Annotated in this window: 9 protein-coding genes and 1 pseudogene; 4 read left to right on the top strand and 6 right to left on the bottom strand. The window is 72.1% G+C overall.

Annotated elements, in window-relative coordinates; all coding sequences use genetic code 11:
- Positions 1-1,877: pseudogene (locus D456_RS0104395) on the bottom strand (hypothetical protein); the annotation flags it as partial.
- 326 nt (positions 1,878-2,203) lie between these two features.
- Positions 2,204-2,821, bottom strand: a complete 618-nt coding sequence (locus tag D456_RS0104390) for a YbhB/YbcL family Raf kinase inhibitor-like protein (protein WP_026115561.1) — start codon at positions 2,819-2,821, stop codon at positions 2,204-2,206.
- Between the two features lie 154 nt (positions 2,822-2,975).
- Here D456_RS0104390 and D456_RS0104385 point away from each other — a divergent pair, with 154 nt between their 5' ends.
- Complete coding sequence (locus D456_RS0104385; RefSeq protein WP_017574940.1) at positions 2,976-6,335, top strand: BTAD domain-containing putative transcriptional regulator; 3,360 nt, start codon at positions 2,976-2,978, stop codon at positions 6,333-6,335.
- Here the strand turns inward: D456_RS0104385 and D456_RS0104380 are convergent.
- Together D456_RS0104380 and D456_RS0104375 are read right to left on the bottom strand one after the other, a co-directional pair.
- Complete coding sequence (locus tag D456_RS0104380) at positions 6,317-7,147, bottom strand: ABC transporter permease (protein WP_017574939.1); 831 nt, start codon at positions 7,145-7,147, stop codon at positions 6,317-6,319. The two genes, D456_RS0104385 and D456_RS0104380, sit on opposite strands and share 19 nt — an antisense overlap.
- Positions 7,144-8,106: a daunorubicin resistance protein DrrA family ABC transporter ATP-binding protein gene (locus tag D456_RS0104375; RefSeq protein ID WP_017574938.1), complete on the bottom strand. Its 963-nt coding sequence runs from the start codon at positions 8,104-8,106 to the stop codon at positions 7,144-7,146. The genes D456_RS0104380 and D456_RS0104375 overlap by 4 nt, the downstream gene beginning before the upstream one ends.
- A gap of 162 nt (positions 8,107-8,268) precedes the next feature.
- On the opposite strand from D456_RS0104375, the gene D456_RS0104370 reads away from it, so the two are divergent.
- Together D456_RS0104370 and D456_RS0104365 are read left to right on the top strand one after the other, a co-directional pair.
- On the top strand, positions 8,269-8,859 hold the full coding sequence (locus D456_RS0104370; RefSeq protein WP_017574937.1) for a PH domain-containing protein: 591 nt from the start codon (positions 8,269-8,271) through the stop codon (positions 8,857-8,859).
- On the top strand, positions 8,859-11,081 hold the full coding sequence (locus tag D456_RS0104365; RefSeq protein ID WP_017574936.1) for a PH domain-containing protein: 2,223 nt from the start codon (positions 8,859-8,861) through the stop codon (positions 11,079-11,081). Before D456_RS0104370 ends, D456_RS0104365 begins: the two co-directional genes overlap by 1 nt.
- Before the next feature lie 40 nt (positions 11,082-11,121).
- Here D456_RS0104365 and sepH read toward each other — a convergent pair whose 3' ends face one another.
- Positions 11,122-12,495, bottom strand: a complete 1,374-nt coding sequence (gene sepH / locus D456_RS0104360) for a septation protein SepH (RefSeq protein WP_017574935.1) — start codon at positions 12,493-12,495, stop codon at positions 11,122-11,124.
- Between the two features lie 581 nt (positions 12,496-13,076).
- Between sepH and D456_RS0104355 the strand changes: the two genes are divergently transcribed.
- The gene (locus D456_RS0104355) at positions 13,077-14,270 is read left to right on the top strand and encodes a hypothetical protein (RefSeq protein WP_017574934.1); all 1,194 of its coding nucleotides are present in this window, start codon (positions 13,077-13,079) and stop codon (positions 14,268-14,270) included.
- A 72-nt stretch (positions 14,271-14,342) separates the two neighbouring features.
- Here D456_RS0104355 and D456_RS0104350 read toward each other — a convergent pair whose 3' ends face one another.
- On the bottom strand, positions 14,343-15,665 hold the full coding sequence (locus D456_RS0104350; protein ID WP_026115560.1) for a D-arabinono-1,4-lactone oxidase: 1,323 nt from the start codon (positions 15,663-15,665) through the stop codon (positions 14,343-14,345).
- Between the last annotated feature and the right edge of the window lie 148 nt (positions 15,666-15,813).

Here is a 15,813-nt window from a genome sequence, read left to right as displayed (position 1 = left end):
CCGGGTGCGGGGTATGTGTGGGTGCCGCTGTCGTGGGGCGAGGGCTGCCGGCCGTAGGGATCGGTCTCCTGGGCCGAGGGCGGCGGTCCCGAGCTCTCGGCCGGTGTGCCGCTGCCCCACCCCGGCGTGCCGTAGGTGCCGCCCGGATGACCGGTCGGGACCCCGCCGCTCGGAGCGCCGGCCGGGTTCTCCCAGCCGCTCCCGGGCATCCCGGTGCCGAGGCCGCCCGGACGTGTGTGGGTGCCGCTGTCGTAGGGCGAGGGCTGCCGGCCGTAGGGGTCGGTCTCCTGGCCTGTGAACGCGGGGGTTCCGGCGTCCCAGGGGCGGTTGTGGCCCCCGGTGTCGCCCGGGTTGTTCCAGGGTGTTCGTGCCGGTCCCGGGCGGGCGTGGGACCCGCTGTCGACCGGGTCGGTCCACAGCGACGGCCCCTGACCCGTGAACGTGTAGGGCCCGGTGTCCTCGGGCCCGCCCTGTCCCGGCTCTTGCGTCCGGGCGTGGGATCCCGTGTCGTTCGGGTTGCTCCAGGAGGGGGTCTCGGCCTGCGGGGGCCGGGCGTGGGATCCCGTGTCGTTCGGGTCGCCCCACAACGGGGGCCGGCCCTGGCCGGGGCGATTCCCGCTGTCGAACGGCTGTCCCTGGGCCGGCTCGGTGAAGCCGCCGTGCCCGAACTGTGCACCGTACCCGCCGAGCGGGTCGGCCGTACCGGGCTGTACCGGGTCGGTGAACGCACCCGGGGAGGAGGTGCCGCCGGACACGGGAGGCTCCGGGGCGCCCAGGACCGACGGGTCCGGACGCTGGTGCGCACCGGTGTCCATGCTCGACCAGATCGGAGAGGGCATGTCCGGACCCGAGTTGCCCGGGGCGGGACGGAAGTTCGGGTCCAACGGGTCGGAGGAGGGGCGTGTGCTCTCCTCGTCGGAACGGGAGGGGGCGCTGCCGTCGTAGGAGGGCCCCGTGCCGTAGGAGCCGCCCTGCCCCGGGGCGAAGGGGCCTCCGTACGGGGAGGGCGTCCCCCCCGTTCCCTGACCGGTGGCCGCGGGATAGGGCGAACCGGGGCCGTTCGACGGGGCGCTCAGCGGGCCTTCCGGGGCCTCCTCCGAACGCGGGGGCAGAGCCGCGGGGGGTGAGGACCAGGAGCCGGGACCGAGCGGATCGCTGTCCTCACCGACCGGGTTCGCGGCCGGCAGACCATGTGTCTCCTGGGCCGAGGGGAGCGAGGAGGGCTGCTCGGGAGGGGAAGGGTCGGGCTGTACGGGCCCGGCAGAAGGACCCTGCCCGGTATCGGCTGCCGGAGCGTGGCTCTGCTGCGGGCCGTTCTCCTGGCCCAGGTCCGCCAGCGCCATCATGTTGGTCTGCGGTCCGGGACCGTCGGGGGCGGACCGGGCCGCATGCCGTCCCTGGTCCGGGCGCAGGTCCGTGCCGGTCGCGGGGGTAGGGGGGCCCTGCCGGTCGTCGTAGCCGTACTCGTCCTCGTACTCGTCCTCGTAGGGGCCTTCGCCGTAGCCGTGGTCGCGGTACCCGTCGTCGTACCCGTCGTATCCGCGCTCGCGCCCCTGGGCCGGGCGCTGGGCCGGTCCCTCCTCGTTCAGGGACGACCAGAAGTCGTTGTCCGACAGGCCGTCCTCGTCGTCGTCCCAGTCGACCCTGCGCCGCTTCAGGAAGCCCGGTTTGTCGAGCTGCCTGCGGGGACGGCGCCCGCGCCCGCGGGGGGTGTCCCCCTCGCGTTCGGGGCCGTCCCCGTCGTACTCGTAATCGTCCTCGAAGGCCTCGTGCTCCTCCGCGCGACTCGGGTTCAGCGCCCGCATGCCCAGCAGCAGAAGCAGGAGCACGGCGAGTACGACGATGACGGCGATGATGCTGATGACGGTGACGGTCATGGTGTACGCACTACCTTGGGGAGGTCTACCGCACCCGCGACGTTCCTGGGTCGGACACCGGGTGTCCGACCGCGGGACAGCGGCCGCGTGGGCCGACCTGTCCATGGACCCCCTGCCGACCGGCCTGGGAGGCGTCGGGGGCCCACCGCGGTTCCAGGTCGGGGTGCCGCGCGGTGACTGGACGGGAAACGGTCATCTGAAATGGGGCGAGGGGCACGACCCCACTGTATGTGTTGTGGCGCTCCGTGTGCAGAGGGCGTCGAGAGCTTACTGAACGTTCATCACCGCTGCGGCCGGTGAGCCGCCGCACGGGTGCGCGGGTACCGCTATCCGTTCTCGGTGACCAGGGTTCCTCGAGCGACGGCACGCTCGGAAATGGCTTCCAAGGTGGTCTCCAGAGGGGCTCCGTCGGGAAGGCCGAGGCCCTCGTGCAGGGCGTAGACCGTGAAACGGTACTCGTGGAAGGCGTCCCCCTCGGGGCACGGCGCAGTGTACTCGGCCGTGCCGGCGCTGTTCTCGGCCTGCTTGGCCCCGGTCGGCACCGTGTTCTGGCGCAGCTCCACGAGCTCGGGATCGAGGTCGTGGACCACCCAGAAGACCGTCGCCTCGCTGGGGTCGTCGACCACCAGGGCCGTCGACCCGGCGTCCTCGGGCATCCCCGACCAGTTCAGCGGGGGCGAGACCCCGGAGATCTTCTCACCCTCCTCGTTCTCCACGCCCTCACACGTGTAGACCTCCGGTAGCGGTTGCCCCTCCTGCAACAGGGGGCTGGTGACGGTGATGTCGTCGGGCATCTCACCGCTCAACCCGGGGGTGAACATCCCGCAACCGGTGGTCGCGACCACGGCCGCACCCGCAGCCACCGCACCCACACGCGTGGCTGCGGAAGCTCGACGCACCTGACGCGGCGCGGGGATCCGGACGGATGGGAGGACCGGGAACAATGGGGCTCCTGCTGGACTCTCGGGGCCTGGTGGTGTGGCGTCGTACGCTCGGGGGACCGGGCCCGTCGGCGGACTCGCTGGTGTCGGACCCTGGGGTCCTGAGCGAACTTTACTGGCCGATGAGGGAAGGTCGCGCATCGGTCATCATGGACGAGTGTGGTTCAGCGTTCTCGGCCCCCTCCAGGTCCGCGACGACCGCGGGCAGCCCGTGGCCGCAGGCGGACCCCGTCTGCGTGCCCTGTTGAGCCTGCTGCTGTTGCGCGCAGGTACGCGCGTGAGCAGGGAGGCCCTGGCCGAGGCGGTCTGGCCCGACCGCGACCGGCTGCCCCCGCCCAACGCCCTGCAGGCCCTGGTATCGCGCCTGCGCCGGACCCTGGGAGCATCGGTCACCGTCGACGGTGACGGCACCGGTTACCGCCTCGACGTGGAACCCTGCCGCGTCGACCTGCACGAGTACGAACGCCTGGCCCGCTCGGGCCGCTCCTTGCTCAAGGAGGACGATCGGGACGGCGCCGAACACGAGCTCTCCCGTGCCCGGGCCCTGTGGCGCGGACGCCCTCTGCCCGACCTGACCGTGCGCGGTGTGGCCGAGGAGACCGTGCTGCGTCTGGAGAGTCTGCACCGCACCGTGGTGGAGGACCATCTCGCCGCCGCCCTGGCGCGTGACCCCGCCGGGGTGCTGCCCGAGGCCGAAGCGTTGGCCGCCGAGGCCCCCTACCGGGAACGTCCGGTGGAACTGCTCGTGCGCTCCTTGGCCGCTCAGGGGCGCGGAGCCGAGGCCCTGGCCGCCTACACCCGTTTCACCGAGCGCCTCGCCGACGAACTGGGTCTGGACCCCTCACCGCACCTGCAGGACCTGCACCTGCGCCTGTTGCGCGGCGAGCTGGCGCCGCGCCCCGACCAGGGGCCCGCACGTCCCCGAACCGAACGCAACGAGGGCCACCACACGCGTTTCCCGGTGCCCCTGACCAGTTTCGTGCCCCGCGAGGAGGAACTGGGTGCGGTCCGCGAGCTGCTCACCCACGCGCGCCTGGTCACCCTCACCGGCCCCGGCGGCGCCGGCAAGACCCGACTGGCCGTGGAGGCGGCCGCCGCGCTCACCGAGGACGGGGACGCTCCGGTCGAGGACGGAGCCTGGTTCGTCGAACTCGCCGCCTCGGCCGACGGCGACGACCTCGTCGACACCCTCGCCGAGAACCTGGGTGTACGCGAGGGCGGCCGGCTGCACCCGCGCGTCGGCCCCGTCGCCCCGCCCCCGCTGGAGCGGATCACCGCTTTCCTCGCCGACCGTTCCGCCCTGCTGGTCCTGGACAACTGCGAGCACCTCCTCGACGCGGCGTCCGGGACCGTACGGGACCTGCTCGCCCGGTGCCCGGGCCTGAGGATCCTGACGACCTCCCGCGCCCCCTTGGAGGTCCCCGGAGAACGCCTGCTGCCCGTCCCGCCCCTGGCCCTGCCCCCGCCGGGCAGCGGTGCGGCCGAGGCGCAGGGGTTCGCCTCCGTGGCCCTGTTCGCCGACCGCGCCCGGGCCGCACGCCCCGACTTCGCCGTCACCGCCGACAACGCCGAACACGTGGTGCGTATCGTGCGCGAGCTCGACGGTATCCCCCTGGCGCTGGAGCTGGCTGCCGCCCGGATGCGCTCCATGGGTCCTGCGCACCTGGCCGTGCGCCTGGGCGACCGGTTCCGTCTCCTCGCCGGCCTCCACCGGACCGCGCTGCCCCGACACCGCACCCTGCGCGCCGTCGTCGACTGGAGCTGGGACCTGCTCGGGCCGGCAGAACGCCGCCTGCTCACGCGCCTGTCGGTACTGCCCGGCGGTGCGAGCCTGGCCGCAGTGGAACGGGTGTGCGCCGACCCCGGCACCACCGAGGTCGAGGGCGTGGACGTGTGGGAAGCCCTCTTCGCACTCGTGGACCAGTCCCTGGTCGTGGCCGACGCCGACACCGCCGACCCCGAACAACCCCGGTACCGGCTCCTGGAGACCGTGCGTGCCTACGCCGGCGAACGCCTCGCCGAGAGCGGGGAAGCGGTGCTGATCCGTACCGCCCACGCGCGGTACGTGCGCGACCTGTGGCGCGAGGCCGACGCCGGACTGCGCGGTCCCCGCCAGGCCGCCCTGCTCGCCTCGCTGGCCGACGAAGCCGGAGGGTTCGGCCCGGCACTGCGCTGGGCCGTGGACTCCGGCGACGCCGACCTGGCCCTGGACCTGATCGAGCACGGGCAGTGGTACTGGACGGTCAGGGGTGAATGGGAGCTCCTGGCCCGCTGGTCCTCGCAGGTGTACGCCTCCTTCGAAGGCCGCATACCGCAGGGCCGGGCCGTGGCGCACGCTTGCTGCCTGCTCCACCGGGCCTCGGCCTGCCTCGACCCCGACCCCGTGCACGCCGGCGAGCTCGTGGCAGGGATCGACTCCGTCCTGGCCGCCGAGGGCCGGACCGCCGAGTACCACCCCGTACTGGTCAACGCCCTCCTGCACGCCGCACTGGTCGCCCCGGAGGAGAGCGAGTACGAACGGCGCATGAGCGCGGTGCTGGACCGGGACGATCCGTGGATGCGCGCCTCGACCGAGGTCATGCTCGCCCTGACCGATGTCGTGAACGGGCGGGCCGCACGTGCCCTGGACCGCTCCGTGCGGGCCTGGCGGACCTTCCGCGAGTTGGGGGACCCGTGGGGCCGGTGCCAGGCCCTGGCCCAGGCCGCCGACCTGTACCGTTTCTCCGACCTGGCCCGTGCCCGCACACTCCTCGCCGAGGGGCGCCGGGTCGCGGAGGAGACCGGGCTGCACGGTATGGCGGCCGTCCTAGGCCTGCGTGAGGTCCAGCTCGCTCTCGACGCGGGCGAACCAGGGACCGCCCGTGCCGGCCTGGAGGTTCTGACCCCCGTGACGGAGCATCTGGACCGGGACCACAGGGTGCTGTGGGCGATGGCGCAGGTACAGGCGGCGCGGGAGGAGGGCGACCTGGGCTCGGCGATGGACCTGATCGAGCACCACCATGACGGGATCATCGGCCTGGCCGGGTTCTTCTGGGCCTACGTCGGGCCGGGCTGGTGGGCCCTGACCGCGACCGTCCACCAGCGGGCCGGCCGTACGGAGCAGGCACTCGAGGCGATCGGGCGTGCCTGGTGGAGCGGCCCGCCCCGGCAGACACCCGGCCCGATCGGCGCCGAGACCGTCGGCGTGCTCGCCGGCATCGTGTGCGACACCCGCCCCGAACGCGCTGCCCTCCTGCTCGGGTACGGGGAGGCCCTGCGCGGACTCCCCGACCTCACCGGCCCCGACGCGGTCAGGGCCGGAGAACACGCACGCCGGGCCCTGGGGCGGGAACGCTACGAGCAGCTGCTCGCCCGTGGCAGAGGGGCCGGGCCCGCACGGATCCGCGCCGACGTGGACGCCTGGCTCGCCCACAGCGTGCCCCACGGAGGCCCCCGCCGCCCCTCCGGGCCAGGCACGAACGCACCGGCCTCGGCGGAGGGCCAGGGGCCCGGTCGGGCTCAGGTACGGCGGCGGTAGGCCCAGGCCGCCAGCGGGAAGAACACAGCGGTGATGATCGCCGTCCACACCAGCGTCCAGAGGAGCGGGCCGGCCACGTCACCGCCGACCATGAGTCCGCGCATCGCGTCGATCACGTGGCTGACCGGGTTGTTGACCGCCACGGTCTGCAGCCAGCTCGGCATCGACTCGGGAGCGACGAAGGCCGAACTGCCGAAGGTCAGCGGGAACATCAGGATCATCCCGAAGGCCTGCACCGACATCGGGGTGCGTACGATCATGCCCACGAATGCCGACATCCAGCACAGCGCGAACGCGAACAGCAGGATCAGTGCCCCGGCGGCGACCACACCCAGTGCGCCGCCCTCGGGACGGAACCCGATTGCCAGGCCCACCACCAGGACCATGACCACGGTGATGGTGTACCGGACCAGGTCGCCCAGGATCGCGCCCACCAGCGGGGCGGAACGCGCGATGGGCAGGGACCGGAACCGGTCGAAGATGCCCTTCTCCACGTCCTGGCTCAACGAGAAACCGGTACCCAGGGTCGCGAAGATGACCGACTGGGCGATGATGCCCGGCATGAGGAAGTCCCGGTAGGCCTGCCAGTCGCCCATCATCGCCTGTCCGAACACGAAGACGAACAGGGTCACGAACATGACGGGCTGAAGGATCAGGCCCAGGACCTCTTCGGGGTTGGCCTTCACCTTGAGAACGCTGCGCCAGGCCAACTGCAGGCCCTGGTGGGCGGTGCGCAGGGGCGTGACGTTGGGCGGGGCCGTCAGTGACGGTTCGGTCGGGCCGGTAGGTGAATCGGTGGTCACGGTACTCACGCTGATGTCTCCTCGTCGGTTCCCCGGGGCTCTGCGGGTTGGCCGGTCAGAGCCAGGAAGACCTCGTCCAGACTCGGTTTGCGCAGCGACAGTTCACCCACGGCCACGCCCTGTTCGTCCAGGCGGCGGACCACTTCGGGCAGCATCGCGGAATCGGTGACCGGGACCCGTGCCGTGATTCCGTCGTCGGACACCGGAGAGCTGGTGACCGTCTCGACGACCTTGACCGCCGTCCCGAGCTGGTCGGCCTCGGAGGTGCGCAGCTCCAGGACCTGTGTGCCGGCGCGGTCCTTCAGTTGTTCGGGGGTGCCCTCGCTGATGACGCGGCCGTGGTCGAGAACCACGAGGTCGTCGGCGAGGTGGTCGGCCTCCTCCAGGTACTGGGTGGTGAGCAGGACCGTGACCCCGTTCTCGACCTGGCGGCGCACGACCTCCCACAGTTCGTTGCGGCTGTGCGGGTCCAGACCCGTGGTCGGCTCGTCCAGGTAGAGCAGGGCCGGTCGGCCGATCATGCTCGCGGCCAGGTCCAGGCGCCGACGCATACCCCCCGAGTAACCCTTGGTGGGACGGTCGGCGGCGTCGGAGAGAGCGAAACCCTCCAGGAGTTCGGCCGAGCGGGCCCGGGCCTGGGCGCGGTCGAAACCGAGCAGGCGGGCGATCAGGACCAGGTTCTGCGTTCCGGTGAGTTCTTCGTCCACGGCCGCGTACTGGCCGGTCAGCCCGATGAGACGGCGTACTTCGTGGGGGCGGCGCAGCACATCGAAACCGCCGACCTCCGCGTACCCGCCGTCGGCACGCAGGAGGGTCGCCAGGATGCGCACGGAAGTGGTCTTGCCGGAGCCGTTCGGTCCCAGCACACCCAGAACGGTGCCCTTCCTCGCGGTCAGATCCACCCGGTCCAGAGCACGTTTGCCCTTGAACTCCTTGACCAGCCCCTCCGCGCGAATGGCGTGGGTCATTTCGTCCTCCGATCAACGTCTGTACGCAAGTGTGCCGGGTCGCTCTGACAGAACGCTGACGAGCCGTCTGCATGCCGGAAACACAGGCCAGGTACAGGCCATTCCTCCGAAGCGGGGCCGGTCCTGCCCGGGCCCGGGCCGAGACGTCCTAGACTCGGTCGCGTGTTGAACAGCCCCGCCCACGACGATCGCCCCGAACCGGGGGAGGACCCCCGCGAACATCCGACGGAGGAAGGGCACCCCGCCGAACTGCGCCCGCCTCTGCGCAGGGTCAGCGGGCGCGCCGTCGGTGTGTGGACGGTACGCATGCTCATCGGTGTGGCCCTCGTTCTGGCGCTGGTCAGTGTCGTGGCGGTGGTGCTGGGCAACCTGCAGCTCTCCTGGATCCCCGGCTGGTTGCGTGAGAACTCCCGGGTACTGCCCATCGCCTACGGCGTGTACGGCCTGGTCAAGGTCGCCGTGGTGCCGTCATGGCGGTACCGGGTCCACCGTTGGGAGGTCGGCGAGGACGTCATCTACACCCGCGCGGGATGGATCGCCCGTACCTGGCAGCTGGTGCCGGTGAACCGGATCCAGACCGTCGACCACACCCAGGCCGTGCTGGAGCGGGTCTTCGACGTGGCCACGTTGCGGGTGCAGACCGCCTCCTTCGCCGGTTCCTCCACGATCGAGGGCATGGACGCCGACGAAGCGCGTGTGCTCAGTGAGGAACTGGCCGCGCGCGCCGCCACACTCCGGGACGACGCCACGTGATGGACCACGAGTACGAAAGCCCCGAAACGGACGGCCGGACCGGGCCCGACTCCCCGGAACCCGCGGGCCCCGAGTACGAACGCAGCCGCTGGGCGCGTGGCCCGGCGGGCCGCACCGCCGACCGGTACCCCTACGAGTGGCAGAACGCCTCCGAGGAGCCCCGTCAGCCCGGCGCCGGGGCACATCCCGCATCCGGGGCCCGGCGGCCCGGCCCGCAGTCCCCGGACACCGGGGCACGTTCCGTGCCGGGCGTGCAGGAGGCTGCTGCGTCCGAGCGAGTCCGCTGGGGACCGCCGCAGGACGGACGGTACGGGACGCCCCCCGACCACAGGGCCTCCGGCCACCCGCCCGGCCAGGACTCCCCGGGGGCCGGGTCCCAGGACCCGCCCGGGAACGGGGACTTCCCCCCGCCCCAGGTCCCGCAGGGACACGCGCAGGACCGTCCGTACGGACCTCCGAGGGGTCCGTGGCAGGGGTACGCGGGGGCCGGCCCCTCCGGCCCGCCGGGGTATCCGTACCACGGCTCGGCAGACGGCCCCCGCTCCCCGGAGGGCCACGGGCCGGCACCGCAACCGCGCCAGTGGTGGAGCGAGGAGGCCGCGCAACCGTTCACCTCCGAGAGCGGCCGCCGCCTCAGCCCGCGCAGTATGGTCGTGGGCCCCCTCAACCAGTTGCGCAGCATCCTCTTCCCGATCCTCGTCGGGCTGGTCATCGGTGGCTTCAACCCGTGGCTGCTCGCGGCCACGGGTGCGACCGTGGTGATGGTCCTGGTGGGCGGCTTCGTCACGTGGCGGACCCTGCGCTACGAGATCACCGACGACCACATCGAGATCCGCAAGGGCCTCGTCCGCCGGGAACGCCGCACCATCCCGTTGCAACGCATCCGCGGCGTCGACGTCACCAGCAGTCTCCTGCACCGGATACTGGGTGTGTCGGTGGTGCACATCGAGGCCGCGGCCGGCTCCACGGAAGCCGAGGACGGCAAACTCGACGCGGTCGGGACCGCCGAGGCCGAGCGCCTGCGCGGGGAGCTCCTGCGCCGCAAGGCAGACCTCGCCGGGGACGGCAGCGCCGGATCCGCGGGGTCCGAGCAGGAACGGGAGGAGGCCGCGGATCCGGAGACCGTCACCTACTTCGGGATGCCGCGCTCGTGGTACCTCTACGGTGCCCTGAGCCTGGCCCACCTGCTCACCCCGTTCGCCCTGATGGCGACGTTGATCGGCCTCTTCCAGCAGTCCGCTCCGCAGATGGAGGCGGCCACCGACACGGTCGTGGACTGGCTCGACTCCACCGACCGCGCCCTGCTCACGGCCCTGGCGGTCGGGATCCCCGTGGCGTTGGTGCTCATGATGCCGGTGTTCGCGGTGGTCTCCTACGCGGTCACCAACTGGGGCTTCGCCCTCAGGGGCAGCGACGGTTCCCTGGTCGCCGAGCGGGGCCTGTTCACCCGCCGCAGCGTCACGTTGGAGAAGCGCCGGATCCGCGGCCACGAACTCAGGGACAACCCGCTCGAACGCACGCGGGACGCAGTGAGCCTGCGTGCGATCGTCACCGGCCTGGGTGAGGCGGCCACACGTGCGGTCCTGCTGCCGACCGGCCCGCGTCAACGGGTCGCCGAGGTCGTCGAGCGTGCTCTGGACCGTTACGAGGGCGGACTGCGGCCCCATCCCCGTGCGGCCCTGCACCGGCGTCTGATCCGATCGGTGGGCCCGTTCCTGGCCACGGGAGCGGCCGGGGTGCTCCTGGGGTGGAACTGGCTCGTCGCGGTCTCGGCGGTCCTGGCCCTCCTGGGTGTTCCGCTGGGTATCGACCGTTACCGTTCGCTCGGCCACGGCCACGACGAATCCTTCGTCAGTGTGCGCTCGGGTTCGCTCCAGCGTGAACAGGCGGTGGTGGAACGCTCCGCCGTCATCGGTTGGTCCTGGACCCAGACGCTCTTCCAACGCCGCGCGGGGCTGGCGAACCTCCAGGTCACGGTCGGCGCGGGTGCTGGGGAATACACCGCACAGGACGCGTCCATGCCGGACTCGGTCGCTTTTGCCGCCGGTGTCACCCCGCAGATGGTGCGCCCGTTCCTGGTCGAGCGCGACGGCGGAGCGGCCGCGAGCGCAGAGGGCCGCGACCGGGGCCCGGGGGGAACCGGTCAGGAGGGCCCGCCCCCGACGGAGGCCGACCGGGGCAGCGGCCGCGACCGGGCCCCGACAGCGGACGAGGACCGCTGAAGGGCGGTCCTCGTGGTGGTCCGGTGCGGGTACGCCGGGCTCACTCGTCCTTCTTGGCGCCGAACATGATCTCGTCCCACGACGGGACCGAGGCCCGCCGGCCCCGACCCTTGCGCTTGGGTGCGGGACGCTCGGGGCCCTGGTCGGCGGGTGGCGGGGCCGCCTGCTCGGCCGTCCGGCGGTTCATGCCGGTGTCGTTGAGGTCGATGGTGGCGCGTTGGCGGCGCGGGCGCTCGGGCCGAGCGGGCGGGTCCGCGACCGGGGGCGCGGGCTCGGCCGCGGGCGGTTCGGCGGCCCGGGGCGGACGAGGGTCCAGCCAGTCCGGTGCGGAGGGCCGTTCCGTCCGCCGGGGGCTCTCGGGCTCGGCGGGAGGCTCCGCGGCCGGCCTCTCGCCCCCCGGACGCTCGAACCCGGGGCTCTCGGTCCTGGCCTGCTGGGCCGCAGGCCGCTCGGGTGCGGGCGGCGGGGCCACGGGCTCGGGCCGCCGTCCGACCTCGGGGCCCGGCGGGTTGCCTCCGGCGGGATCGAAGTAGGGGTCCTGGTCCGGACGCGGGTGACGGCTCTCGGCGGCGGTCCGCCGGCGTTCTTCCGCCAGGCGCCGGCGCTCCTCGGTCAGGGGGACACCGAACTGGTCGGTCTGCGGACGTCCGGACATCGGGCGCGGGGCCCCGTCACGGCGCGGTCCCTCCTGGCGGGGCCGCTGTTCCGGGGCCGGTTGCCGGTTCTCGGGCTGCTCCTGCGCGTGGTAGGACTCGCCGCCGGGGACCTCCGGTGCGGGTTCGTTCCGGCGGGGGACGAAGGGTGTGACGTTGGCGCTGGGTGTCTGCGGGGCCTCGAAGGGCCCGGGTGAGGAGAAGCGCGCTGCTTCCTCGTCGGAGGGGGTCACGCTGTTGTGTCTGGGTTCGTACAGCCAGTGGGCGATACGCTCCTCGCCCTGGTGGAGGTAGACGAGTTTGATCTGCCACGTGCGGTCCTCCCGCTTCCAGGAGTCCCACTCGGCGTCACCGGTCTCCAACTGGTGGGCGCCGATACGTTTGGTGACGAGCTCTTCCAGGGACGAACCGGGCGCGGCGTCCTCCTGGGCGAGCACGGTGGCGTTCTGGGCCTGCTGGGCGATGTACTCGCGTTCCTGGAGGACAGGACCCTCGAACCAACGGACCCGTTCGATCGGTATGCCGGAGATCTCGGAGAGGGCCTCCGCGGTCTCGCCGGACCGGATGCGGGCCTGGATTTCCTTGGGACGCAACGGATTCTCCACTTCGATCTCGTACTGGCCGAGCCGGGAGAACTGGCCACGTACGGCGGCACGTAGGCGGTCGTCGACGGGCAGCGTGAAACGGGTTCCACGGCCGGTGTCGGCCAGCACCAGGTAGGTGCTGTCCTCGCTCACGGCCACGAGGCGAAGCTCGTGCATCGCCCTCCCTTTCGCGTCCCGTCGAGGGGCTGATCCCGCGACCCGACCCCCGCGTTCTCCAAGTCTGGTCGGCCGACACTCGACTCGGCCAGTACCGTGACCGGTCTGCCCGAACTGTGTGCCCGCCTCCCGTTCCGTGGCGCTCGCCACGGTGGGAGCTGCCCCGGACCTGACCGGGGCCCTCACGGTCGCTTCCGGTGCCAATCTTGGCACGCTGGTCCGTCGGCGACCGGGAGCGTTCGTGGGGGAATGTCGACGATTCCGCACGGGGCTCCGCGGTGATGGTATCCCGGAGCACACGAACCACCCCAGGGTCGGTAAAAAATCCGATCTCGCCACCATTGGCCCGACACAGGGATCTTTGCGGACGCAAGCCGACACGCCGTGAGACACCAGACAGTGATGGTTCTTATTTGATGGCGTTATCAGGCACTTATCGCTCTTAGTCTGAGTTATCCCCGCATGGGCGTTATGCGCACTCTGTGGCTCGTGGTGCTGATTGGTCCACCACACGCCCATCCCAGTCACCAGGACCGAAACACGCCGTGTTCCTACGCGGCTCAGACAGAGGGGGAACCCGGATGGGTCGGACCCGACACCAGGACGAACCAGGAGAACCGGACCCTGATCGTGAGCCGGGGGAGACCGGAGACCGGAGCCGGGCCCAGGAGGACGAGAGCGGCAGGAGCAAGAAGATCGACCTGAGCCTGTCGCAGGTCGCGGGCGCCGGCGGGGCCACACTCACCGCCGCCACGGCCGCCTCCTACCTCGACGTCTACGGGACCGTCATCGGTACGGCGGTCATGGCGATCCTGAGCACGTCCGCCAGCCCGCTGTTCTCCCACTGGTTCTCACGCAGCGGCGAACAGGCCAGGCAACTGGCCGGCAGGGCCGTGGCCCCCAAGGACCGGACCGTCGGCACCGAGGGGAGGACCGGGGACCGGGGGACGTCAGCCACCGGAGGCACGGTGACGATCACCGAACCGGAGCAGACCGACGCCGGAACACGGCCGACCGCCCCCGGCGACGAAGCGGACTCCACCCGCACGATGTCCATGCCGGTCCTGGGCGCGGACCTCACGCAGGCCGACCGGGAAGCCACCCGGATCGACGGGCCGGAGGACATGCTCGCCCCCGAGGAGACCACCCTGATGCCCGCGCAGACCCGGACGGGACGAAGAGCGGCCCCGCACACACCGGCATCCGTCTCCGGGAACGGAGCCGACGCCGGTGGGGCCGAGGAGGGGACCGGGGACGGCGACGAGGCGGCACCCGCACCCGGCCGCCGCGGATGGCGTGCGGTGCTGATCCCGGCAGCGCTCGTGTTCACCGCCGTGATGCTCGTGATCCTGGCCTTCGAACTGCTCACCGGGCGCTCCCTGACCTCCTGGACCCGTGGCACGGACGAGCCGACCGCGCCCTCGATCATGGGAGGGGAGTCCGCTCCCGCACCGGAGGAGGAGCCCGCACCCGGCCCCGAGGAGCCGGAGAGCGGCGTCCCCTCCACCGAGGAACCGGGCCTGCCCGAGCAGCAGCCCACCCGGGAGCCGGAACCGGACCGGACCGAGGGGCCGGAGACCGAAATGCCCGAGGGCGGGAACGGAACCGAGGGCGACGGAGACGGTACACAGCCCACGCCGTCCCCGGACGGACAGGAGAACACCCCGCCCAGCGACGAGGGGACCCAGGAGGACCCCGGAGGGTCGGACCCGCCACTGCCCGAACCGGGCGACAACGGTCAGGGCGGCCCGATCCCCGAGCAGCAGAGCGGCTGAACGGCTCCCGTCCTCCGCCGGGGAGCGCGGACACCGCGGAACCCCTGCCGGGGTGGCCGCGGCCCCGAGCGCTCACCCCCTGCCCGAGCCCCGGTCCTGGTCCAGGACCCGTTCCAGGTAGGCGTTGCCGAACAGCCGCTGCGGGTCGACCCGGTCGCGCACCGCCAGGGCCGCACCCAGCTTCGGGTAGACCTTCTCCAGGTCCGGGCGCCCGCGCGTGTGCAGCTTGCCCCAGTGGGGGCGCCCTCCCGAGGAGGTCAGGACCGATTCCAGGTCGGCGAAGCACCGCTCGTACGGCATCCCCTGGTACATGTGCACCGCGATGTAGGCGGTCTCCCGCCCGTACGCGGTCGACAGCCACACGTCGTCGGCCGGGGCGAAACGCACCTCCACCGGGAAACTCAACCGGTACCCGCGCCGGTCCACCACCGAGCGCAGCTCCCGCAGCACCTCCTCGGTGTGCTCGGCCGGGACCGCGTACTCCATCTCCACGAACCGCACGTCGCGCACCGAGGCGAAGACCCGGTGCGAGGCGTCGGTGTAGGTGCGTGCGGACAACGCCCGCGAACTGATCCGATTGACCGCCGGAATCAACCGCGGGAACCGCCGGCACACGCGGTTGGCGCCCTCGAAGACCCGGTTGGACAGCAGGTCGTCGTCCAGCCATGCCTTGAAGGACGACAACGGCCGGACCGGCCCTTCGGTGATGTTGTTGCGCTTGGTGTTGGTGTTTCCGGTGTGGGGGAACCAGAAGAACTCGAAGTGGTCGTTGCCGACCCGCAGTTCCGGCAGGCGCTCCAGCACCTCCTCCAGAGGCATCGGCTCCTCCCGGGCGTGCAGCAGGAAGGCCGGACGCACCGCGAAGGTCAGCGCCGTGACCACACCGAAGGCGCCGAGCCCCACCCGGGCGGCGTGGAAGAGCTCCGGCTCCTCTGTGGCCGAACACCGCACCAGGGACCCGTCGGCGGTGACCATCTCCAACCCCACGACCTGCGAGGCCAGACCGCCGGCGTCACGCCCGGTGCCGTGGGTCCCGGTCTGCACCGCGCCCGCGACCGTCTGTACCGCGATGTCACCCATGTTGGCCAGCGCGAGCCCTTCGCGTGCCAACGCCTCGTTGAAGTCGCACAGCGCCATACCCGCGTCCACCGTCGCTGTGCCCCGCTCGTGGTCCACCGAACGCAACCCGGCCAGGGAGGTGGGGCAGAGCAGCACACCGTCGGTGACGGCCACGTCCGTGAACGAGTGGCCCGACCCCACCATGCGCACCCGCAGGCCGTCCTCGGCGGCAGCGGCCACCTGCGCGGCGACCTCGGCGGGGTCGTTGGGGAAGGCGGTACGCCGCGGACGCGCCCGGTAGGTGTCGGCCCAGGTGTGCCACAAGACATCGGTCATGCGATCGGACACTACCGACAGGTGGCCCAGCCCACCAGAGCCCTTCCGGAACCGGTCGAAAGCCCCTGGGCAGGAGAGTCCAAGAACACAAGCGCGGTGACCACAGGTCTGAGCGAGTGAGTGCCTCCGAACTGGTTTCATGAGGAGC

The organism is Nocardiopsis kunsanensis DSM 44524, from assembly GCF_000340965.1.
Taxonomy (GTDB): domain Bacteria; phylum Actinomycetota; class Actinomycetes; order Streptosporangiales; family Streptosporangiaceae; genus Nocardiopsis; species Nocardiopsis kunsanensis.
This window is presented reverse-complemented; position numbering and strand designations above follow the sequence as displayed.

Coding starts and splice junctions, on each gene's coding strand:
- D456_RS0104350 (WP_026115560.1), bottom strand. CDS start 15,665: ATGACCGATGTCTTGTGGCACACCTGGGCCGACACCTACCGGGCGCGT.
- D456_RS0104355 (WP_017574934.1), top strand. CDS start 13,077: ATGGGTCGGACCCGACACCAGGACGAACCAGGAGAACCGGACCCTGAT.
- D456_RS0104365 (WP_017574936.1), top strand. CDS start 8,859: ATGGACCACGAGTACGAAAGCCCCGAAACGGACGGCCGGACCGGGCCC.
- sepH (WP_017574935.1), bottom strand. CDS start 12,495: ATGCACGAGCTTCGCCTCGTGGCCGTGAGCGAGGACAGCACCTACCTG.
- D456_RS0104375 (WP_017574938.1), bottom strand. CDS start 8,106: ATGACCCACGCCATTCGCGCGGAGGGGCTGGTCAAGGAGTTCAAGGGC.